Genomic DNA, 19,123 nt, shown 5'->3' with positions numbered 1-19,123 from the left:
TTTATAAATTCCAATTTATTGGTTTTTTCAACATTTTTTCAAGAGTTTTGTTGATTTTTTTGAAAATTCCGCAGTCTTTAAAATTACGATAATAACCTAATGGCGATGGGTGCGAATTGCGAAAGATAACGTGCCTACTTAGGTCAATATTGCTAGCGAATTTTTGTGCTTTATTGCCTCACAAACATATCATTAAATTATCGTGATTTTGAGTAACTAATTCAAATATTTTATGAGTCAATTTATCTCATCCAAAATTCTTATGTGATAATGGTTTTCCTTCTTCAACGGTTAAGGTAGTATTTAGTAATAACACACCTTGTTTTGCTCAATTTTCTAGACTATTAGTTTCATGATTAAAGTCGGGAAAATCTTTTTTAATTTCAGTAAAAATATTATTTAGAGATTTAGGTAGAATTGTTTTACTGCTGAAGGCAAAACCATCTGCTACTCCTTTTGTAGGGTAAGGATCTTGACCAATAATTATAAGTTTTAAATCATCAAAATTGGTTTTTGTTAAAGCGTTAAAAACGTCGCTTTTTTCAGGGAAGATGTTAGTGGTTTTTCGCAATTTATCAACTTTATTTAAGATCACTTTAACGTAATCTTTTTCTAACTCTTGTTTAATATAATTAATCATTTTTAAATTGATTAAGAAAACTTAAATCATTTGAATAAAATTCACGAATATCAGTGATGTTGTACTTAATCATTGTTAGCCTTTCAATTCCAATACCAGCAGCAAAGCCATTCATATCATTAGTATAACCTGCTTTTTTCATTACCTCGGGATGTACCATTCCGGCACCAAGAACTTCAATTCATCGATTATTGTAAAAGACATCAACTTCGACGCTAGGTTCAGTAAAAGGGAAGTAACTTGGTCTTAAGCGAATTTTAACATCTTGTTCTAAAACATACGAAAGTAAATCACTAAGTGTTTGAATTAAATCAGGAAAGCTGATTTTACCAACACCAACAAAATCAAGTTGCGTAAATTGGTGTGAGTGTGTGGCATCATCTTCATCGTTTCGATAAACTTTGCCAATTGTGAAGTTGTAAAATGACTTATTTTTATTTTTTTCTAGCTCGCGAGCACTAACACCGGTATTATGCGTACGCAGCAAATTGTTTTCGTCAATATATAGTGAATCCTGCATATCACGGGCTGGATGGTCTTTAGCGATATTTAGCTGTTCAAAATTGTAATGGTCAGTTTCGATTTCGCCGTAGTTTGCTTCGTAGTAATTATTTTGTAAGAATCAGGTTTTAAGGCGATTAATTACTAAAGTTATTGGGTGTAGGGTCCCTTGTGAATTAACTGGTTCAAACAAATCTGTTTTATCAGCATCCATAATTGCCTTGATTCTTAGATTTTCAACATGCACTGCTGCTTGTTCAAAAAAGGTGTCTAACTTGTTTTTAAGTTGCGCAAGTTCCTTTCCAATTTGTTTTTTATCTTCATTGCTTGCGGTTTTGATTTTTTGTTGCAATTTTCATAGCTCACTCCCCTCGCCATATGCTTTGTTTTTGGCATTTTTCAAATCTTCGAGGTTATTGATTTTATTTAAATCTAATTCCATCTCTACTCCTTTACCATTTTCTTGATGAGATCTCAATATTCTTTGTAATTTTTTTCATTTTTTGAACTACCAAATTCAAAAAATTTAATATTTTTTAATTCATTAGGCAGATAAGTTTGCTCCACATAATGATAAGGATAATCATGTGGGTATTTGTACTCAATACCATATCCTAGTTTAGATGCCGAATTGTAGTGAGCATCTTTTAAATGTTTTGGAATATCATAAATTTTACCTGTTTTAACATAATCAAGCGCTTTTGTAATACCTTTGTAAGCGCTATTTGATTTTGGTGCTAAGCACAATTCGCATATTATAAAACCAAGCGGTAATAATGCTTCAGGTAGGCCAAGACGTTCAATTGCCCTAACCGCGGCATCGACACGAATTTGAATATTTGGGCTAGCAAGACCAATATCTTCATATGACATTGCGACAATTCTTCTAATTAATCCATCCATATCACCAGTTTCCAAAATTAAAGATGCGTAATAAAGGGCGGCATCAACATCGCTTCCTCGCAACGATTTATGAAATGCACTTAAATTATCGTAGTGAGAAGTTGCATCTTTATCAGAAAAGAAATTAATGTTTGGAACAATTGTTTTAATTAGTTCTAGGCTAATTTCTTTTTTTGGATAAATTTTTTCAATAAATTGCAAGTTATTCAAAACATTTCGATAATCACCGCTCGAAGATTCGATTAGAGAGGTTAAATTTTGATCGGTGATTTTAAAAGTAAATACTTTGTTCGTAAAATGTTTTTTGATCCCCTCTTTAATATCGGCAACGCTTAATTTTTTGAATTCAAGTATTTTCATTCTGCTTCGCAATGCGGGGTTTACTTTAAAATAAGGATTTTCGGTGGTGGTTGCAAAAACAATGTTTTTATCTTGTTCTAAATATGAAAGTAAAATGTCTTGTTTATCCTTGTTAAGACGATGGATCTCGTCAATGATAACGATTTTATGTAGGTCGAGTTTTTTAATTAAATCTGCTTTCGAATCCACTGTTGCATTAAATAATGCATAAGATATATCAAATTCATTAGCTAGAGCTATGGCACAACTTGTTTTACCAACGCCTGGTTCACCAAAAAACAAATAACTTGTTAAGAAGTTATTCTTTTTTGTGTCTTTTAAAAGTTGAACGACATTCTTTTGACCGATGATATCATCAAGTCTGCTAGGTCGTAAAGCATTAGCCATATTTTTCATATACTACTATTTTATATTATTAGTAAAATTAATAACTTAAAACTAAGTGTTCATTTTGTAAATATTTGTTTCATTTTTGAAATCAAAAAAGAAGATATTTCAATAAATTTTCTTGATTTTTCATTGAAAACAGATGTAAATACGATTATAAAAAAATCTAGCACAAGGGCTAGATTTTTAATCTTCCATCTCTTTGATGTTACGTTTTTTAATGATTTCATCCGCAATGTTTTTTGGACATTTTTCATAGTGGTCGAATTGCATTTGGTAAGTACCACGACCAGCAGTCATACTACGTAAGTCGGTAGCATAACCAAACATTTCCGAAAGTGGAACGTTAGCACGCATTATGTGTGCGCCATCGTTTCTAGTTTCGTTATCCTTAATTTGTCCACGACGGCGTGATAAGTCACCCATAACATCACCAAAGTAATCTTCTGGCACAACTACTGCTACATCCATAATAGGTTCTAGAAGTACTGTTCCAAGCGCAGTTTTAGCTTTGGTTAAGGCTTTAGAAGCAGCGATTTTATATGCCATTTCTGATGAGTCGACTTCGTGGTATGAACCATCAAATAATGTTGCTTTAATATCAATCATTGGATAACCAGCTAAAATACCAGCAGCCATTTTTTCTTCAAGTCCTTTTTGAATTGATTTGATGTATTGACCAGGAATTTTTCCACCAACAATCTTATCAACAAATTCAAATCCTTTGTCATGGTTTGGTTCAAATTCAATTCAAACGTGTCCATATTGTCCACGTCCACCAGATTGTTTAATGTGTTTACCTTCAACTTTGGCGGTTTGGGTAATAGTTTCACGATAGCTAACTTGTGGCGCACCAACTTTAGCTTGAACACCAAATTCGCGTTTCAAACGATCAACAATAATATCTAAGTGAAGTTCACCCATACCAGCGATAATTGTTTGACCTGTTTCTTCATCTGTGTAAGTTCTAAAGGTTGGATCTTCTGCTGCTAATTTTTGTAAACCAAGTGAAAGTTTTTCAGTTGCAGCTTTTGATTCTGGTTCAAGCGCTTGTGAGATAACTGGTTCTGGGAAAACCATTTTTTCAAGAACAAGGTGTTGTCCTTTTTCTGAGATTAAAGTATCACCAGTAGTAGTTGATTTAAGACCAACTGCTGCAGCAATATCTCCAGCACGAACTTCATCAATTTCTTGACGTGAGTTAGCGTGCATTTGAAGTACACGACCAATTCTTTCTTTAGAATCTTTGGTTGAGTTATAAACGTATGTTCCTTTGTTTAGGACCCCAGAGTAAACTCTGAAGAATGTAATAGTTCCAACAAAAGGGTCGGTTGCAACCTTGAAAGCAAGGGCAGTAAATTCAGCATCATCTGAAGCAGGAATTTCTTTAATTTCGTCACCTAGGTGAGCCTTAATTGGTGGTACATCAATTGGGCTAGGCATGTAATCAACAACGGCATCAAGCACAGCTTTAATTCCTTTGTTTTTAAATGCTGTTCCACATAATGCGGGGAAGAATTCTGCTGTTAAAGTTGCTTTACGAATTGCTGCTTTAAGTTCGTTAGCACTAATTTCTTCACCTTCAAGTGCTTTCATCATTAAATCATCATCATATGAAGCAACAGCCTCTACTAATTCTTGACGTTTTGATTTAGCAATATCTAGTAAATCGCTTGGAATTGTAATTTCTTTGGCGTTTTCTTCTGGTTTTCCATCAAATTCTCATGCACGCATTTCGACTAGATCGATGTGGCCTGAATAATTACTTTCAGCTCCAATTGGTCATGCAATTGCAACAGCGTTACCGTTTAAACGATCTTTAACTGATCTAACAGCAGCAGCAAAATCTGCGCCAGCTTTATCCATTTTGTTAACAAAAACAATCCGAGGAACTTTGTAATTGGTTGCTTGTCTTCAAACTGTTTCAGTTTGTGGTTCTACCCCTGATTGTGCATCAAGCACAGCAATGGCACTATCTAATACCCGAAGTGAACGCTCAACCTCAACGGTAAAGTCCACGTGACCGGGAGTATCAATAATGTTTATTCTTTTACCTTTTCAGAATGCAGTTGTTGCTGCTGAGGTAATGGTGATGCCCCGTTCTTGTTCTTGTGCCATTCAGTCCATTTGTGAAGCACCTTCGTGAGTTTCACCAATTTTGTGAATTTTACCGGTGTGGAACAAAATCCGTTCGGTAGTAGTAGTTTTACCGGCATCGATGTGGGCCATAATCCCGATGTTACGATAATCTTTTAATTGATATTCTCTCGCCATATACACCTATCATCTAAAGTGAGCAAACGCTTTATTAGCTTCGGCCATTTTATGCGTATCCTCACGTTTTTTGATAGCTCCCCCTGTTTTGTTTGCGGCATCAATAATCTCGTTTGCGAGTTTGATTTCCATTGTTTTTTCGTTTCTTAAACGTGCATATTGCACTAATCAACGTAGTGAAAGTGATTGTTTACGACGTTTAGCTACTTCGGTTGGAACTTGGTAGTTGGTTCCTCCAACTCTTCTTGTTCTAACTTCAAGTTGTGGTGTAATGTTTTCAATTGCTTGGTTAAAGACTTCCATTGGGTCTTTATTGGTTTTGTTTTTAACAATTTCGAAAGCCGAATACAAAATGTTTTGCGCGATTGATTTTTTACCATCAAGCATAATTGTGTTAATTAATTTTGTGATTAGTACTGAGTTGAATACTGGATCAGCAAGCACCTGTCTTATCGGTGCACTTCTTTTTCTTGACATATTTCTCCTTTTTTAATTTATATATAGTCTATTTTTCTTTTTCTCTTTTAGCACCGTAAAGACTGCGCCCTTGTTTACGTTTAGCAACTCCGGCTGTATCTTGTGTTCCCCGAACAATGTGATATCTAACTCCGGGTAAGTCTTTAACACGACCACCACGAATTAAAACGACAGAGTGTTCTTGAAGGTTGTGACCTTCACCGGGAATATAAGCGGTAACTTCCATTCCATTTGATAACTTAACACGAGCATATCTACGTAATGCTGAGTTAGGTTTTTTAGGTGTCATCGTTGCCACACGAGTACATACTCCACGTTTGAATGGTGAGTTAAGCTTTTTTGGTCTTTTTTCTAGTGAGTTGTAACTTAAACTAAGCGCAGGCGCATTAGGTTTTTTAGTTTTAAAGGTACGACCACTATTGACTAATTGGTTAATTGTTGGCATTTAATTCCTTTCTTAATATAATAAGTTTTTGTATTATACACTATTACGGCTCCGTGTGTATCGAAAAAATAAAAATTTATATTCTATGTTTTAGCAAAGTCATTATATTATTTTTATATATAATATAAGGTATATTAGTTTAATATATAAAACGCCAAAAAACTCAAACAAAAGTAAATAAACGCCCTTTATTTATTACTGGAGATTTGTATATTCTTATTTGATAATTTTTATTATAAGGCAGTTTGACAAAAACTAATGTATTAAAGAAAGGTTGATATGAAAACAAATTTAATTAAATCAATTTTAGGAATAAATCTTGCAGGATGCGCTGTGTTGCCAGTAGCATTTAGTGTTAGTAATAATCAAATAATAGGTGAAAATAAGAATAATGAAACGACATGAAAAATTCACGTTAATAACAAAGATTATGTTTTTAGCGATAGTGAAGAAGTTTTAAAACAAATTTTAAAAGATTTAAATCCGAATATTAAAAGAAGTCAAATGATCGGTATGAAAAAATATGGTAAAAGCAACAACGAAGTTAAGATTGATAATGAAATTAAACCATATGATTTAAACAAAGTGTCTGCGGTGTATTTTGATAGTGATTCTAATCCAGTACATAGCAAAGAAGAAGCATATAATTCATTTTTAGAAGAAAAGAATATTATCAAGAAATATAAAGGTTTAACACCTAATAAAATTTTTGATACCGAACAGGAAGCAATGGAAGATATTAAAGCAAATTTGCTAAAAAGTTCGTTAAAAACATTCATTAAAAAAGGCGAAGAAAAAATTAATCCGTTCAATGAAAAATCTCTTCAAAGTTTAATTACCGATTTGTATGAAAATAATGACAATAATCTTAATAACAATATATACTCAGCGCTTAAACTCGATAATGGCGAATATGTGATATTGCCCAAAAATGAAGTAAAAGGCTTGTTGTCAACATTAGCGTCAGATATATATACTGATATCTGAATATCTAGCCATCAGTTTCTTGATATTAAATTAACATGAAAAACAGATAATTCAACTCCAATTTCCAAATACGCATCAGGTGATAAGTATGGCTATATTGACTGAAAAGAATGAGAATCTTTTGATAGTGAGGAACAGTGAAAAAAGGTTGGCTATTCCTTGCAAAAAACAGTAAATGATAATTGAATAAAACAATATCTTCTAAATCATAAAACTGATATTGAGGATCTTTTAGACATAAATATTGTTAAAGAAGATGCTTCTTGATATCAAAAATATAATGGGGTTCAAGGCAATCTTAAAAAAGGATTAAGATTCTTTGATTTTACTAAATTGCTTGTTAAGTCTGAAGCAAATTTTTCAACACAGTATATGCATGGGTGATCTGATTACAGATATCCAATTGATTTATGAAATATACATTCACGTGGCAATGTGAATTTTAATTTACATCTAGAAACAAGTTATAATGTGGATGCTATTTTTAATGCGATGAAAAAATGTCTTTCTGATAATTATTTAATTAATATTTTCTCTTTAAAGAAAAAAGTAGATTTAAGTGACAAAAATAAAGAGATAGTTCTTGAGAAAGATAAAATTTATCCTATTGGAAAGAAAGATCAAATCATATGAAATTATGATGATCTATTTAATAATATTATTAAAAGAGATGGTAGCGAAACTGAAAAAGCTATTTATGATGTTTTAATAAACAGTATTGAAGAGCACAAAGTTTTAAGTCTAAACGGTCAATTATGTTACATTGAAGATGGTGGAAATTTAATTAATATTAGTAATTTTAAACCACAAGACAAAATATATAAAAATGAAGACAATATTATTTTTAACTATAAAGTAGTTAATAAAAATAATAAAAAAATTGATTTTTCAAGCGTACAGGAGCAAGATATAGAATTTAATAATCGTGATGACGAAGCACAAATAGTTTCCGCGGCGGAATTGTTTGGATATGTTAAGAAAAATGATCCATCTCTTTTTGAAACAATAAAAAAACAAGAAAAAAGCGGCGAACTATTATTGTTTAATAATTATAATTTGTCAATTACAACCGGTTCTTTCGTAAATATTTTTAAAAGCAAATATGACGAAACAAGGGAATTTATTAATTTAGAGAACTTTAACAAGTTTAAAGAAAAAATGAAGAAAAAAACAAGTCAAGTGCCAATTTATTTTTTAAATGGTTTGGTCAATTTTGTTAATAACGAAGATATAGATTTGTTGCAAAAAACTTTTAATTTAACTAATATGGAAAACTTAAAATCGAATGCGAAATACATACTTTCTGAATATATAGTGCCATCGAAGAAATATGTTTGATATCAAGATTCGCTTAATAGTTATAAATTAGAAAATAATATTTTTAATCTAGTTCATGTACCTTGAGATGGCAAGGAAAAATATTTTGATGATTACAACGCACTAACAACATTTATTAAAAAATATATTGAATCTAATAAACAAGAAATTTAGAAAAGAGCAATAATGAAGAAAAAAACATTAAAATTTTTGTTTACATCGCCACTTGCCGTATTACCTGTTTTAATTTCGGCTCAATGTGGAAATTCAGGTTCTAATATTAAAGAAGAAGATTATTTATATAAAATTGGCGATCAAAAATTTCTTAGCAAAAATGATGCGATTGATTTTTTAGCTAAACAAGCGGAAAAAAGAGAAGAAATTGAGTACGATCGTATTTTTATTCAAGACGATCAAAAAATAGCGGATAATTATCGAATTATTGATGAGATTTTAAGCGAACACATCAAATCTCAAGATTACAATATGGTTATAACTTTGGATGAACTTAAAAAATATTTAAATTCAAATGGATATTTAGATTCTAATAGTGATGGTTATAATCAGATTGATATTACTAATCAAGATAAAAATGTTTTAGTTTATCGAGGAAAAGATGGGATTGCATATGAAAACGAGGAAGAAGCAATTCTTTCGTATTTTAATCTTAATCGACTTTATACACTAGGATATGATTTAATTGAAAAGAAAAAAGGAAGCGTTATTGAGTGCGAAAAAAAGAAAAAAGTTTATTTAAGCAAAGAAGAAGTCAATAATGTTCTTTTAAAAGAAATTAATGATATTGAAAGCAATAACCCCGGAACAAGCGAAAGTGAAAAAATAAGGTTATTTTTCGAAAAAACTCACATTTTAGAAAAAGTGGATAATAATAATAACGATAATTACATTCTTAAAATAGGTAATGATACTATCATATATGATAAAAATTGACGATCTAAAACAGATTTCTTTGTTAGAAATCATATTAATAGGTATTTTAAAATCGATAACAAATTTTACACAAAAGAAGAAATTTTAAATGATAAATTTAAAATCTTAGGTGACTTAACCACTTTTAACGTTTTAAAAGTTAATTCGACAGCAGGATATGCGAGTTATTTAGTCGATACTGATAAAACAGACAAATATTTACTTTATGGAGATTATGTTCACAAGTCAGTCAGTGATGCAATCAAACAGTTCTCAAATCCAGATAAGTGAGCCAAATCAAATGCATCAAATCATGATTCATATCATTTAACAGAAAATGCGTATTTAGTTAACTCGTTTGCTGATTTTATAATTAAAAATTTTAATTCTCAAAAAGGAGCGGTGAACAAAGGGATAGAGCAAACAATGCATAGGATATACGGCGTAGAGAAAAGTGAAGCATTGGAATATTTTGGGGATAACTTTATCAAAAATATTGACATTTTTCATATATGCGATGTTATTGATGAAATAGAAGCGTTTTTAAACGAAGCAAAGAAAATCAAAAACCAAACAACGCAAGAGTCCTTATATGATAGGTTGAATTCGATAATTAAGATGATGAAAAGAGGACATAAAGGGACATTAATGGCCCAAATTCCTGTGACTTATTTTGCATCTTTATCGTTTTTAATCGAAAACCGAGCAAGTGATAAAATGATTTATGTATTTAAAAAATTCTATAAAACTTTAATTACTTATTTTAATGATGTATTTAAATCATTGTTGCAAGATTTATATTTAAAAAATAATGGAACTCCTCTTGATTTATGAGAAGAATTTAAGGCAAACGGGTTTGATGCGGATATAAATATGAATATCAATGCTTTTGCTAATCTTCTTGCAAACAGCGAATATATAACAAATGGATTAAAAGTAATTAAAAATTCATATATTAACGTTGCGCAAAAATGTGCCCAACAAGAAATTGAAGATTTAAGTTATCATTCAGAGATATCTTCTTTACCATACTATGACAGACTTAGAAAAGTATTCAACACATTTAAAACGTTGAATGAAGGGAAATTTGTTAAATATGACGCCGTTTCTAATAAATATATTATTAACTCATCAAATAGTTTAAATTTTTACGATATGAATTTTTTGAATCGTCTTGTTGTTCACTCTTCACTTAGTGCAGGAAATCAATTCATTGAATTAGGTAAAGATAAATATAAGAAAGATTTATCAGAGTTTAAATTATCGCTTTCAAACTTAAATTTTTCGGAAATTGATGATATGCAATTATCAAAAGCGGAAGAAACAATAGGCTTAATGAAAAAATATTACTTAAGAGAGAATCGACCAGACGAACTTGCGTGATTAGAAAGTTTGGACGCAACTAATAATAAAGATATGATTTCTTTAATTGAAAAGGTTGAAAAATTTAACAGTGATGAATTTTCGCGTTTATATAAAACTGATGAAATTGCTAAAAAGAATATTGAAGAGGCAAATAAGGTAATTAAAAAATATAAAAAAGACGCAAAATTACAAAAAATTGCCAAAAACATTGCCTCATATACTGATATTGCGGTTGCTGTTTTTAATACCGGGTTAGATTGAGCTAACTTTTTGATGAATTCGGAAGTTAATTCTCAAACAATAATGGAGCAGTTGTTAAAGACTTCTAATCAAGTTATGGATTTTGTTTTAGCGATTCCTTCAGGACCTATAGGAACTCTAGTTAAAATTGGGTTAAAATTCTCTTTATCAATAATTCAAGAGGGTATTGGACATACTGAATATATTGATTATTCGTTTATCGATCCCGAACAACCAAACAATAAGTATGTTTGAAATGGCGGAAAAACAATTTCAAGATTTTGAGGTCTGTGAAAAGATGAAAAATTAACTATCAGAGATGCTAAGTTACTTGAACCTGTAAAATTTATTGATGCTTTTAATCAAACCACATACTATTACAAGGGGGAAAAGTACACCGAAAGTGAAGTGAATGCAATTTACAATTTAATTGTTGAAAATTTTAATGTTTCTAATTTTGCTAATGAAGTTGTTTATAGTATTTATGATAAAAATAATGTGAGTCTTATCACAGCAGGAAAAGATGCTAATGCGTTTCATACTCCAGAAGAATGTCTTGAAGATTTTTATATAAACCGAATTTTAGAATTTAAAGAGACAAATTATACATTCCAAGGCAATAACTTAGAAAACTCATTAAGTTCATTATCTTCTTTAAAAGATGCGTTAATTAATTTTGTCAAAAAACTAGAGCCAACATATATTGTTCAAATTCCTAAAAATGATCGTGGAATCCCAAAAGATCAGAACGGAGCATCAGTAAATTTATTAGATGATTTAGAAAAAGTGAAAAACGATATTATTAATAGTGAAAATGCTCAAAACTACATTTTCTTTAATAATAGATTTTACAAACAGGGTAGCGCGCCCCTACAGTATGAAGTTGTTAAAAAGAATCTTATGAATGAATTTAAAAAACGGATTTTTGTTCATAGTAAATATGTTGCTAAGTCGAAACTAATAACAGAACAAAACTATGATAAATTATACCCATTACAAAAAGTAAGAATTCATACAATTGAGGCGAATGGTTTAAGATATCATTATTTATCACTAAATAATGCCATTAAAAAATTATTATCACCAGATATGTTAAATATTAAACCAATCGACACACCAAAAAGAATACTTAATTATTTAATTTTTAATGGCGAAGAGTTTGATAGCTACGATGCCTTAAAGAAATACATTGAGAAATTTATTGATATGTATTTAATTGTAAAAAAATCAAAAGAATAACAAATTAAGTTTGTTATTTTTTTTATAAATAAAAAGCAATGGGTTTTCCATTGCTTTTACAAACACCATTCATGTATTGGACAATCTTTGTGATATGGTGCGCGAGAAGGGACTTGAACCCTTACGCCGTGAAGCACTAGAGCCTAAATCTAGCGTGTCTGCCAATTTCACCACTCACGCATGTTTGGCACAAGATTTCTTGTATCTTATATATGGTGCCGTCTATAGGAATCGAACCTACGACCTACTGATTACAAGTCAGTTGCTCTGCCTGCTGAGCTAAGACGGCATGGTGGAAGATGAGGGGCTCGAACCCACGACATCCGCCTTGTAAGGGCGACGCTCTCCCAACTGAGCTAATCTTCCAAAAATGGTAGCCTGTACGGGAATCGAACCCGTGCGTGCATGGATGAAAACCATGTGTGTTAACCGCTTCACCAACAGGCCACAAATGGCGCCAATTACAAGGATCGAACTTGTGACCAACTGGTTAACAGCCAGCTGCTCTACCGCTGAGCTAAATTGGCAGCTTAATTTGTAAGCCTATTTATTATATAAAAATTTTTTAAAAATTATTTATATTTTTTCATATTTTTAAGAAACAAATTATTGATCTATAAAAATATTTTTGTAAATTAAAAAAAGTTTTTAGTACGATGTACAAATTGAATAATAGTATAATTTATTAAAGTAATAGGAAGATATGTATGTATTAAGAAATGTTAAAAATGACAGATATTCTGTTGTTATTATTTCTAATTAATAAAGACTACATAATTATTTTGTTAAAATCTTATTAAGATGTTCCACTTATTGAAGAAAGAAGATAATATTTCCAGCTATGCGGCAACCAAGAAATTTGCAAAAGAAAATAACATAATTAAGATTGGACACTCAGGTACACTAGATCCCTTGGCAAGTGGTTATTTACTGTTAGCAGATGGTGATGATACTAAGCTTTTTAATTATGTGCATGACAAGTCTAAAAAATATCATGTAGTATGTGCATTAGGGTTTCAAACCGATACTTTTGATATTGAAGGAAAAGTAATAAATAGAAGTACAAAAAAATGTAATTCTCAACAAGAAATACTAAAAATTGTTGAAATAATTAAAAAAAATGATTACCAGAAACCTCCAATTTTTAGTGCGAAAAAAATTAATGGTCAAAAAGCATATAATTTAGCAAGAAAAGGGCATAAAGTAGTATTGGATCCGGTAAAAATTAAAATCCATAGTGTTACAAATGTTAATCTAAATGTCGAAAAACAAATAGTAAGTTTTGATGCTCATGTTTCCAATGGTACTTATATTCGTAGTATAGTAAACGACTTAGGCCTTGAATTAGGTACATATGCTACAATGACCGCGCTTGACCGTTACGAAATAAGCGGCTTAAGTGGCAATCTGACACATTTTCAAATTATTAATATTTTATTCAAAGATCGTCTTATTTTCACTACGAAAGATGATGTTATTAGACTACAAAAAAATCACTTCAATCATATTGTAAAACTATCTTGGTATCTTGATATCATTAATACCGAAAAAGATTATATTTTAGTAGATAAGGATACCAATATGTGCTATGGTGTAATTAGTGTCGCGAATAAACTAATTAAAATCAAACGACTATTTGGTAAAAGATTACAATAAATATTCAAAATGTTATAATAACCTACTAAATAAAGGGGAAAAATGAATGAAAAAATAAAGTTTGCCGCATTTGATGTTGATGGAACGATTTTGCCTTATGGTCAACTATCTTTTTCACCAAAGATTGTTGAAGCATTTAAAAAGCTAAAGGAAAACAAGATAAAAACAATAATTGCAACAGGTCGTGAATTTGTAACAATAGGTAAATTGCTTGATCAATTAAATGGGAATATTGATTATTTTATTGGTGCTAACGGCGCTTTTATTTATGATGTCGAAAAGGATAAAATTATTCATAAAAACCCTATTTATTATGCAGATTTTGAAGTGTTTTATAATGAAATGATAGATTCCGTTGATTCGATGTCGATAATGGATGACCAGTATGGTCATGTTTCGGAAAAAGTTGACACTGACTCGTGATTTTTAAAACCGCATACTCACAAACTTAAGAAGCTTGATGATACTTTTAGTCAAATTAATCGCAAAAGTTTATTTATTATTACTGTTAATTCTATGGATAAACAAAGCTATGATTTGGCAAACAAAGTTATTGAAAAAAATCATCTTAATTTATCTATTCAGTCTGCTTGAGAAAAAGGGCTTTTTCTTGCTGCTAAGGGCGTAACTAAATCATCCGCTCTTCGTTGATTAATGATTGATCATAACGCAAGTTTGAAAAACTTAATTGCTTTTGGCGATGGTGAAAACGATGTAGAAATGATTAGGGATGCAGGTATCGGTGTAGTGATGCAAGGTGGCAGTCGTGAACTTATTAAATATGCAGATTATATTGCGCCTCGTTGTGATGATGATGGTGTTTATACACAACTTAAGAAGCTTAATATTATTTAAAAAAACAAATGTAAAAAGATTTGCATTTTTTTTATAAAAATTATATATTTATATATAATTATTTGCATGAAATTACAACAACTTAGAAAGGCTGTAGAAGTTAATAATTTAATAAAAATATATGATGATTTGCATTATTCATCATTGCCTTTTTTTGTTGTTGAGTATTGTGAATGAACTTTCGATTGAGCCAATCCGAACCTTTATTAATTTAAAAATAAATAAGTAAAGGAGATCAATATGAAAGAAAATATCATTCAGTTGGTTAATGTTGTTAAAGAATATAATGATCAAGTTATTCTAGATAACGTCTCTTTGGATATTAAAAAAGGCGATTTTGTTACTCTTTTAGGACCTAGTGGAAGCGGAAAAACAACAATTTTAAGATTAATTGCTGGATTTGAGTGGGCAACTAGGGGTGAAATCAAGTTTCAAGGAATTGATATTAAGGACTTGTCGCCACACAAACGTGACGTTTCGACTATTTTTCAAGACTACGCTCTTTTCCCGCATCTTAATGTTGAAGATAATATTAAGTACGGTTTAAAACTAAAACGATATCCAAAAGAACACATTAACCCTAAACACATTAAAAAACTAGAACAATTAACCATAAAGTGAAAAAAATATGCCGCCAAAAAAATGGCTAAACTTGATAAGTTGATGGAAACTTATGAAAATGAAATGCAAACATTAAAAGAAAATACTTGAAAATACAAAAAGCGTCAAGCATGAATTGATGATAGTGATTTTAAGTATTCTTATTGAGAAAACTACGTTAATTTGCAAACAGAAAAATTTTCAAAATTACACTTAAATCGAAAAATTACTAAAGAAGAGATCAATAAAGAATTTGAAAATATTATTAATCTTGTTGGGTTAAAAGGCAATGAAAGTAAAGCGATTTCTCAACTTAGCGGTGGAATGAAGCAACGTGTGGCGCTTGCGCGCTCACTAGTGATTGAACCAAGTATTTTACTTTTAGATGAACCACTTAGTGCTCTAGACGCTAAAATTCGTATTAAAATGCAAGAATTGCTTAAGAGCATTCAAAGAAAATTGAATTTAACATTTATATTTGTTACTCACGATCAAGATGAAGCACTTGAGCTTTCTGATAAAGTGGCAGTTATTAAAGATGGCAAAATTATTCAATACGATACACCTAAAAATATTTATGATTATCCGCAAACAAAATGAATTGCTCAATTTATTGGTGATTCGAATATTTTTGGTGGAGTCTATCTTGGTGATAGAATTGTTAAATTCATGGGTCAAGAATTTAAAACTATTCCTAATGATTTTGATGAAGGTGTTGAAGTTGATGTTTTAATTCGTCCTGAAGATATTGATGTTAGCGAGAAAAAAGGACAATTACGTGGTAAAGTGTTAAAAACAATTTACCGGGGCAGTTACTACTTTATTACTGTTGAAATTGATAAAGATTTTATTTTTTATGTTGAAACAACAAAAAATTACGAACCAGGACAAGAAATTTATTTAGACTGAACACAAGACTCAATCCATTTAATGGCGAAGGAACAAGATGCAAAAAATTAAGAATTGACTTGCACTTAACCCACGTCTTGCTCTACTTGTGCCCTATTTTGTAATTGCTATTTTATTAATTATTCTGCCAGTAATTTTAATTATTATTTCCGCTTTTACTTACCATGGGGAAGACTTAGATAACTGAAAGGTTATTAAAACTTCATCTTTTGGTTTGATTGTATGACGCTCAATTAAATTGGGAGTAATTGCGGCATTTGTTTCACTTTTGATTGCGATGCCATATGCCTTTTTTGTTGCGATGCACAGATCAAAAACCTTTAAGATTTTTTCACTAACTTTAATTATTTCGCCACTTTTAATTTTCTCAATTGCTAAGGTTTATGCTGTTCGTGGTGTATTTCTTAGTGTTTTTGAAGAAGATTCTTTAAATGCGGAATGATTTATGGTTGTTGGAATGGTGTATCTTAATTTACCATTTATGATTATGCCGCTCTATGGTGTTTTCAAAGATATGCCCCGTAATATTCTTGAAGCAAGTCAAGATTTAGGGTACTCGAAATGACAAACATTTTTTAAGGTAATTATTCCTTACAGTTTAAAGGCAATTATTTCGGGTCTTGTTTTAGTTTTTATTTCAAGTTCGACATCAATTATTATTTCTGATAAGTTGTTACCTAATGGTGACCAATTCCAAACAATTGGTAATCAAATTAATGATTATGCTAATCCGGGTTCGCCAACAAGTATGTCAATCAGTTCGACAATTGTTATTGTAGTAACGATAGTTATTTTCAGCGTTTCGGCACTATTTTATTTAGTGCCGAAAATTATTGCCAAAATTAAGAGGGTGAACTATGAGTAAATTAAGAGATATTTTATATCGTAGTTACGTGTATGTAATTTTATTTGTAACATACATTCCGTTGATTTTTGCTTTAATTTTCTCGTTTAACTCAACCTCAAAACGGGGTAATTTATCTTTTAGTTGAAATCAGTTTTCAACCGATGGCTGGATCAGCTTTTTCACTCAGTCTCGTGATCAAGCGCTTGTTAATTCATTTATTATTGCTTTTGCGGTTTCAGTAATTACCATTCCACTTGCATTAGTAACAGTTTATGCGCTTTGAAAACAAAAAAATAAAACTTATGGTCATATTGTTAAAGCAACTTACAATGTTCCATTTATTAACCCAGAAGTCGTAACGGCAATTGGTTTAATTCTTGCGTACGGGATGCTTTTCGGAACATTAAAAGTTACAAGTGAAGGAATATTTCGAGCAATCTTGGGACATGTTGTAATCGCACTTCCTTATTGCATAACTGTGATGTATCCCGCTAGTGAAAAATTTAATAAAAACTTGTTTGAAGCGAGCCAAGATTTAGGTTATTCGAAGCTTCGTTCATGATTTAAAGTTTATTTATTTCATATGTTGCCAACGATTATTTTCTCGTTTATTATTACAGTCTTTTTCTCATTTGATGATTTTATCATTACACGTTTAGTTTCAAATACATCAACGCTTGGGACAAAATTGTATGAAACTTCATTCCGTAGTTGAGGACTAGTAGTTGGTGGTAGTTTAATGATTATTACTTTAGTAGGTTCACTAATTTATATTGCTGTAATGAAATGGGGTGTAAAATGAAAACAAAAAAATTAAAGTTTCTTGGCTATTTGTTGCTTTTTGTTGCGTTTTTTGCTAGTTTTATTACTGTAATTGCGCTGAAAATTAGCAAACCATACAAGCCTAGTTTTTATAATTATGCATCTTATATTTCAATTGAAAATCGTAAAAAAATTGAAAAAACTTTTGATTACAAAGAGTTCCAAGTTCTTGAAGAATTCAATGATGCGCTAACTCGCGAAAAGGCGATAGCGGGAATCGGAACTGATAATCAAGTTGTCACTTTGATTAAACAAGATCGACTTAGAAAAATCGACTATCAGACTCTTTTTGGCGTTGATTCACCAAAAGAATTTTTGACAGAAAAAATATGAAAACAAATGGAAACTTTCGATCAGTTTTTAACTACAGATGCGAATGGTAAGTTGTTTGATAAGCCACGTCATTTATGGGAATATTTCATCCCTTATTATGCTCAAGATTTTGTAATTGCATATAATCACACCAAAAATAACAACAAACATATTGTGAGATATGAAAACGATTCTTATTTTGAAATTTTAAACAAATTAAAAGAACAAGATTATAAGAAGCTATTTATTCTTGATGATTTTCGAAACATGTTAGCGATGGGAACCTCGCGTATGCTTCAAGAGGATGGAACATACCTAAATAAATTCGATGAGATTAATGGTAATGTTACTGAGAAAGATTATAAAATTCAGTTGCAGTCATTCGTTAATCTAATTGAAGATTCATTACAAACAAATATCAAAGATAATAAAAAAATTGTTTTCAGCGGTGATGGTCAAGAGGTATTACGTTCATTGATCGATCCTAATAGTAATGTTGATATGGCTATTTTATTTAATGGAGATGCCCTTGATGCTTATTACTCAGAAGATAACTTTGAAAGTGTTCCAAGTGGAAGTATCACTATTGTTAAACCGATTAATAATATCATTACAATTGATGGAATTGTTTTAAATAAAAATATTTCTGATGCGGCATATGAACGTTACATCAAAACATTTGAAGATTGTTTTATTGGTGGCTATAAAGACCACACAAAATTTGATAATTTTGGTAAATATGATCAAGCACCTTCGCTTAAATCGCTTGAAAATGCTGTAATGGTTGATGAAGAAATTGATTATGAAGCACTGCCATTTTTAAGTAATTTTGATTTAATTAACTACACGCCAGTTTATAAACTTGAGTATGATTTTCATAAAATGTATTATTTCGATGATGATGAAGAAGCAATAAAAATTTATGAATTGAACAAACCAAGTTATATTAGTATTCGTCCAATAAGTAAAAAACTTCATTCAATCATCGTAACGGAATATAATTCTATTATAAAGGGATAAAATATAGTGTGTTTATACTACTAGATATCGAAAGGAA

The 19,123-nt window shown here is 30.7% G+C and carries 14 protein-coding genes and 5 tRNA genes; 8 read left to right on the top strand and 11 right to left on the bottom strand.

Annotated features, from left to right (window positions below; translation table 4 throughout):
* Position 1 precedes the first annotated feature (1 nt).
* The 6 genes from NPA09_RS02450 to rpsL all read right to left on the bottom strand — a co-directional run bounded on the left by NPA09_RS02450 (position 2) and on the right by rpsL (position 5,987).
* Entirely contained in the window at positions 2-640 is a 639-nt protein-coding gene (locus tag NPA09_RS02450; protein WP_129723188.1) for a uracil-DNA glycosylase, read from the bottom strand.
* Positions 633-1,583: a phenylalanine--tRNA ligase subunit alpha gene (pheS, locus tag NPA09_RS02445; RefSeq protein ID WP_129723190.1), complete on the bottom strand. Its 951-nt coding sequence runs from the start codon at positions 1,581-1,583 to the stop codon at positions 633-635. The genes NPA09_RS02450 and pheS overlap by 8 nt, the downstream gene beginning before the upstream one ends.
* A gap of 2 nt (positions 1,584-1,585) precedes the next feature.
* Positions 1,586-2,800 (bottom strand): replication-associated recombination protein A, encoded by a 1,215-nt coding sequence (locus tag NPA09_RS02440; protein WP_129723192.1) that lies wholly within the window; start codon positions 2,798-2,800, stop codon positions 1,586-1,588.
* Positions 2,801-2,977: 177 nt separating this feature from the next.
* The gene (gene fusA / locus NPA09_RS02435) at positions 2,978-5,065 is read right to left on the bottom strand and encodes an elongation factor G (protein WP_129723194.1); all 2,088 of its coding nucleotides are present in this window, start codon (positions 5,063-5,065) and stop codon (positions 2,978-2,980) included.
* A gap of 6 nt (positions 5,066-5,071) precedes the next feature.
* Positions 5,072-5,542: a 30S ribosomal protein S7 gene (gene rpsG / locus NPA09_RS02430; RefSeq protein ID WP_129723196.1), complete on the bottom strand. Its 471-nt coding sequence runs from the start codon at positions 5,540-5,542 to the stop codon at positions 5,072-5,074.
* A 28-nt stretch (positions 5,543-5,570) separates the two neighbouring features.
* Complete coding sequence (rpsL, locus tag NPA09_RS02425; protein WP_129723198.1) at positions 5,571-5,987, bottom strand: 30S ribosomal protein S12; 417 nt, start codon at positions 5,985-5,987, stop codon at positions 5,571-5,573.
* A 279-nt stretch (positions 5,988-6,266) separates the two neighbouring features.
* Between rpsL and NPA09_RS02420 the strand changes: the two genes are divergently transcribed.
* Together NPA09_RS02420 and NPA09_RS02415 are read left to right on the top strand one after the other, a co-directional pair.
* Positions 6,267-8,465: a hypothetical protein gene (locus NPA09_RS02420; protein ID WP_129723200.1), complete on the top strand. Its 2,199-nt coding sequence runs from the start codon at positions 6,267-6,269 to the stop codon at positions 8,463-8,465.
* A 12-nt stretch (positions 8,466-8,477) separates the two neighbouring features.
* A complete protein-coding gene (locus tag NPA09_RS02415) occupies positions 8,478-12,065 on the top strand; it encodes a hypothetical protein (protein ID WP_129723202.1) in 3,588 nt (1,195 codons plus the stop codon).
* Positions 12,066-12,160: 95 nt separating this feature from the next.
* Here the strand turns inward: NPA09_RS02415 and NPA09_RS02410 are convergent.
* The 5 genes from NPA09_RS02410 to NPA09_RS02390 form a co-directional block, all read right to left on the bottom strand.
* Positions 12,161-12,245, bottom strand: a tRNA-Leu gene (locus NPA09_RS02410).
* A gap of 33 nt (positions 12,246-12,278) precedes the next feature.
* Positions 12,279-12,354 (bottom strand) — tRNA-Thr (locus NPA09_RS02405).
* Between the two features lies 1 nt (position 12,355).
* Positions 12,356-12,431: transfer RNA gene (locus NPA09_RS02400), tRNA-Val, on the bottom strand.
* Positions 12,432-12,436: 5 nt separating this feature from the next.
* Positions 12,437-12,512, bottom strand: a tRNA-Glu gene (locus tag NPA09_RS02395).
* Between the two features lie 5 nt (positions 12,513-12,517).
* A tRNA-Asn gene (locus tag NPA09_RS02390) sits at positions 12,518-12,592 on the bottom strand.
* A 274-nt stretch (positions 12,593-12,866) separates the two neighbouring features.
* Between NPA09_RS02390 and truB the strand changes: the two genes are divergently transcribed.
* From truB to NPA09_RS02360, 6 genes are all read left to right on the top strand, one after another.
* Positions 12,867-13,721, top strand: coding sequence for a tRNA pseudouridine(55) synthase TruB (gene truB / locus NPA09_RS02385; protein ID WP_129723204.1), 855 nt, complete (start codon positions 12,867-12,869; stop codon positions 13,719-13,721).
* Positions 13,722-13,763: 42 nt separating this feature from the next.
* Positions 13,764-14,576 carry a YcsE-related riboflavin metabolism phosphatase gene (locus NPA09_RS02380; RefSeq protein WP_129723206.1) on the top strand — a complete coding sequence of 271 codons (813 nt, stop codon included), beginning with the start codon at positions 13,764-13,766 and terminating at the stop codon, positions 14,574-14,576.
* Positions 14,577-14,816: 240 nt separating this feature from the next.
* Positions 14,817-16,136, top strand: coding sequence for an ABC transporter ATP-binding protein (locus tag NPA09_RS02375; protein ID WP_129723208.1), 1,320 nt, complete (start codon positions 14,817-14,819; stop codon positions 16,134-16,136).
* Entirely contained in the window at positions 16,123-16,950 is an 828-nt protein-coding gene (locus NPA09_RS02370) for an ABC transporter permease (protein WP_129723210.1), read from the top strand. The genes NPA09_RS02375 and NPA09_RS02370 overlap by 14 nt, the downstream gene beginning before the upstream one ends.
* Positions 16,943-17,749: an ABC transporter permease gene (locus NPA09_RS02365; RefSeq protein WP_129723212.1), complete on the top strand. Its 807-nt coding sequence runs from the start codon at positions 16,943-16,945 to the stop codon at positions 17,747-17,749. Before NPA09_RS02370 ends, NPA09_RS02365 begins: the two co-directional genes overlap by 8 nt.
* On the top strand, positions 17,731-19,086 hold the full coding sequence (locus NPA09_RS02360; RefSeq protein WP_256541813.1) for a type 2 periplasmic-binding domain-containing protein: 1,356 nt from the start codon (positions 17,731-17,733) through the stop codon (positions 19,084-19,086). The genes NPA09_RS02365 and NPA09_RS02360 overlap by 19 nt, the downstream gene beginning before the upstream one ends.
* Positions 19,087-19,123 lie beyond the last annotated feature (37 nt).

Source organism: Mycoplasmopsis equigenitalium (assembly GCF_024498255.1).
In the GTDB taxonomy this organism is placed as follows: domain Bacteria; phylum Bacillota_I; class Bacilli_A; order Mycoplasmatales; family Metamycoplasmataceae; genus Mycoplasma_H; species Mycoplasma_H equigenitalium.
The sequence above is the reverse complement of the archived record's forward strand: the minus strand, read 5'-3'. Positions and strand labels throughout refer to the sequence as shown.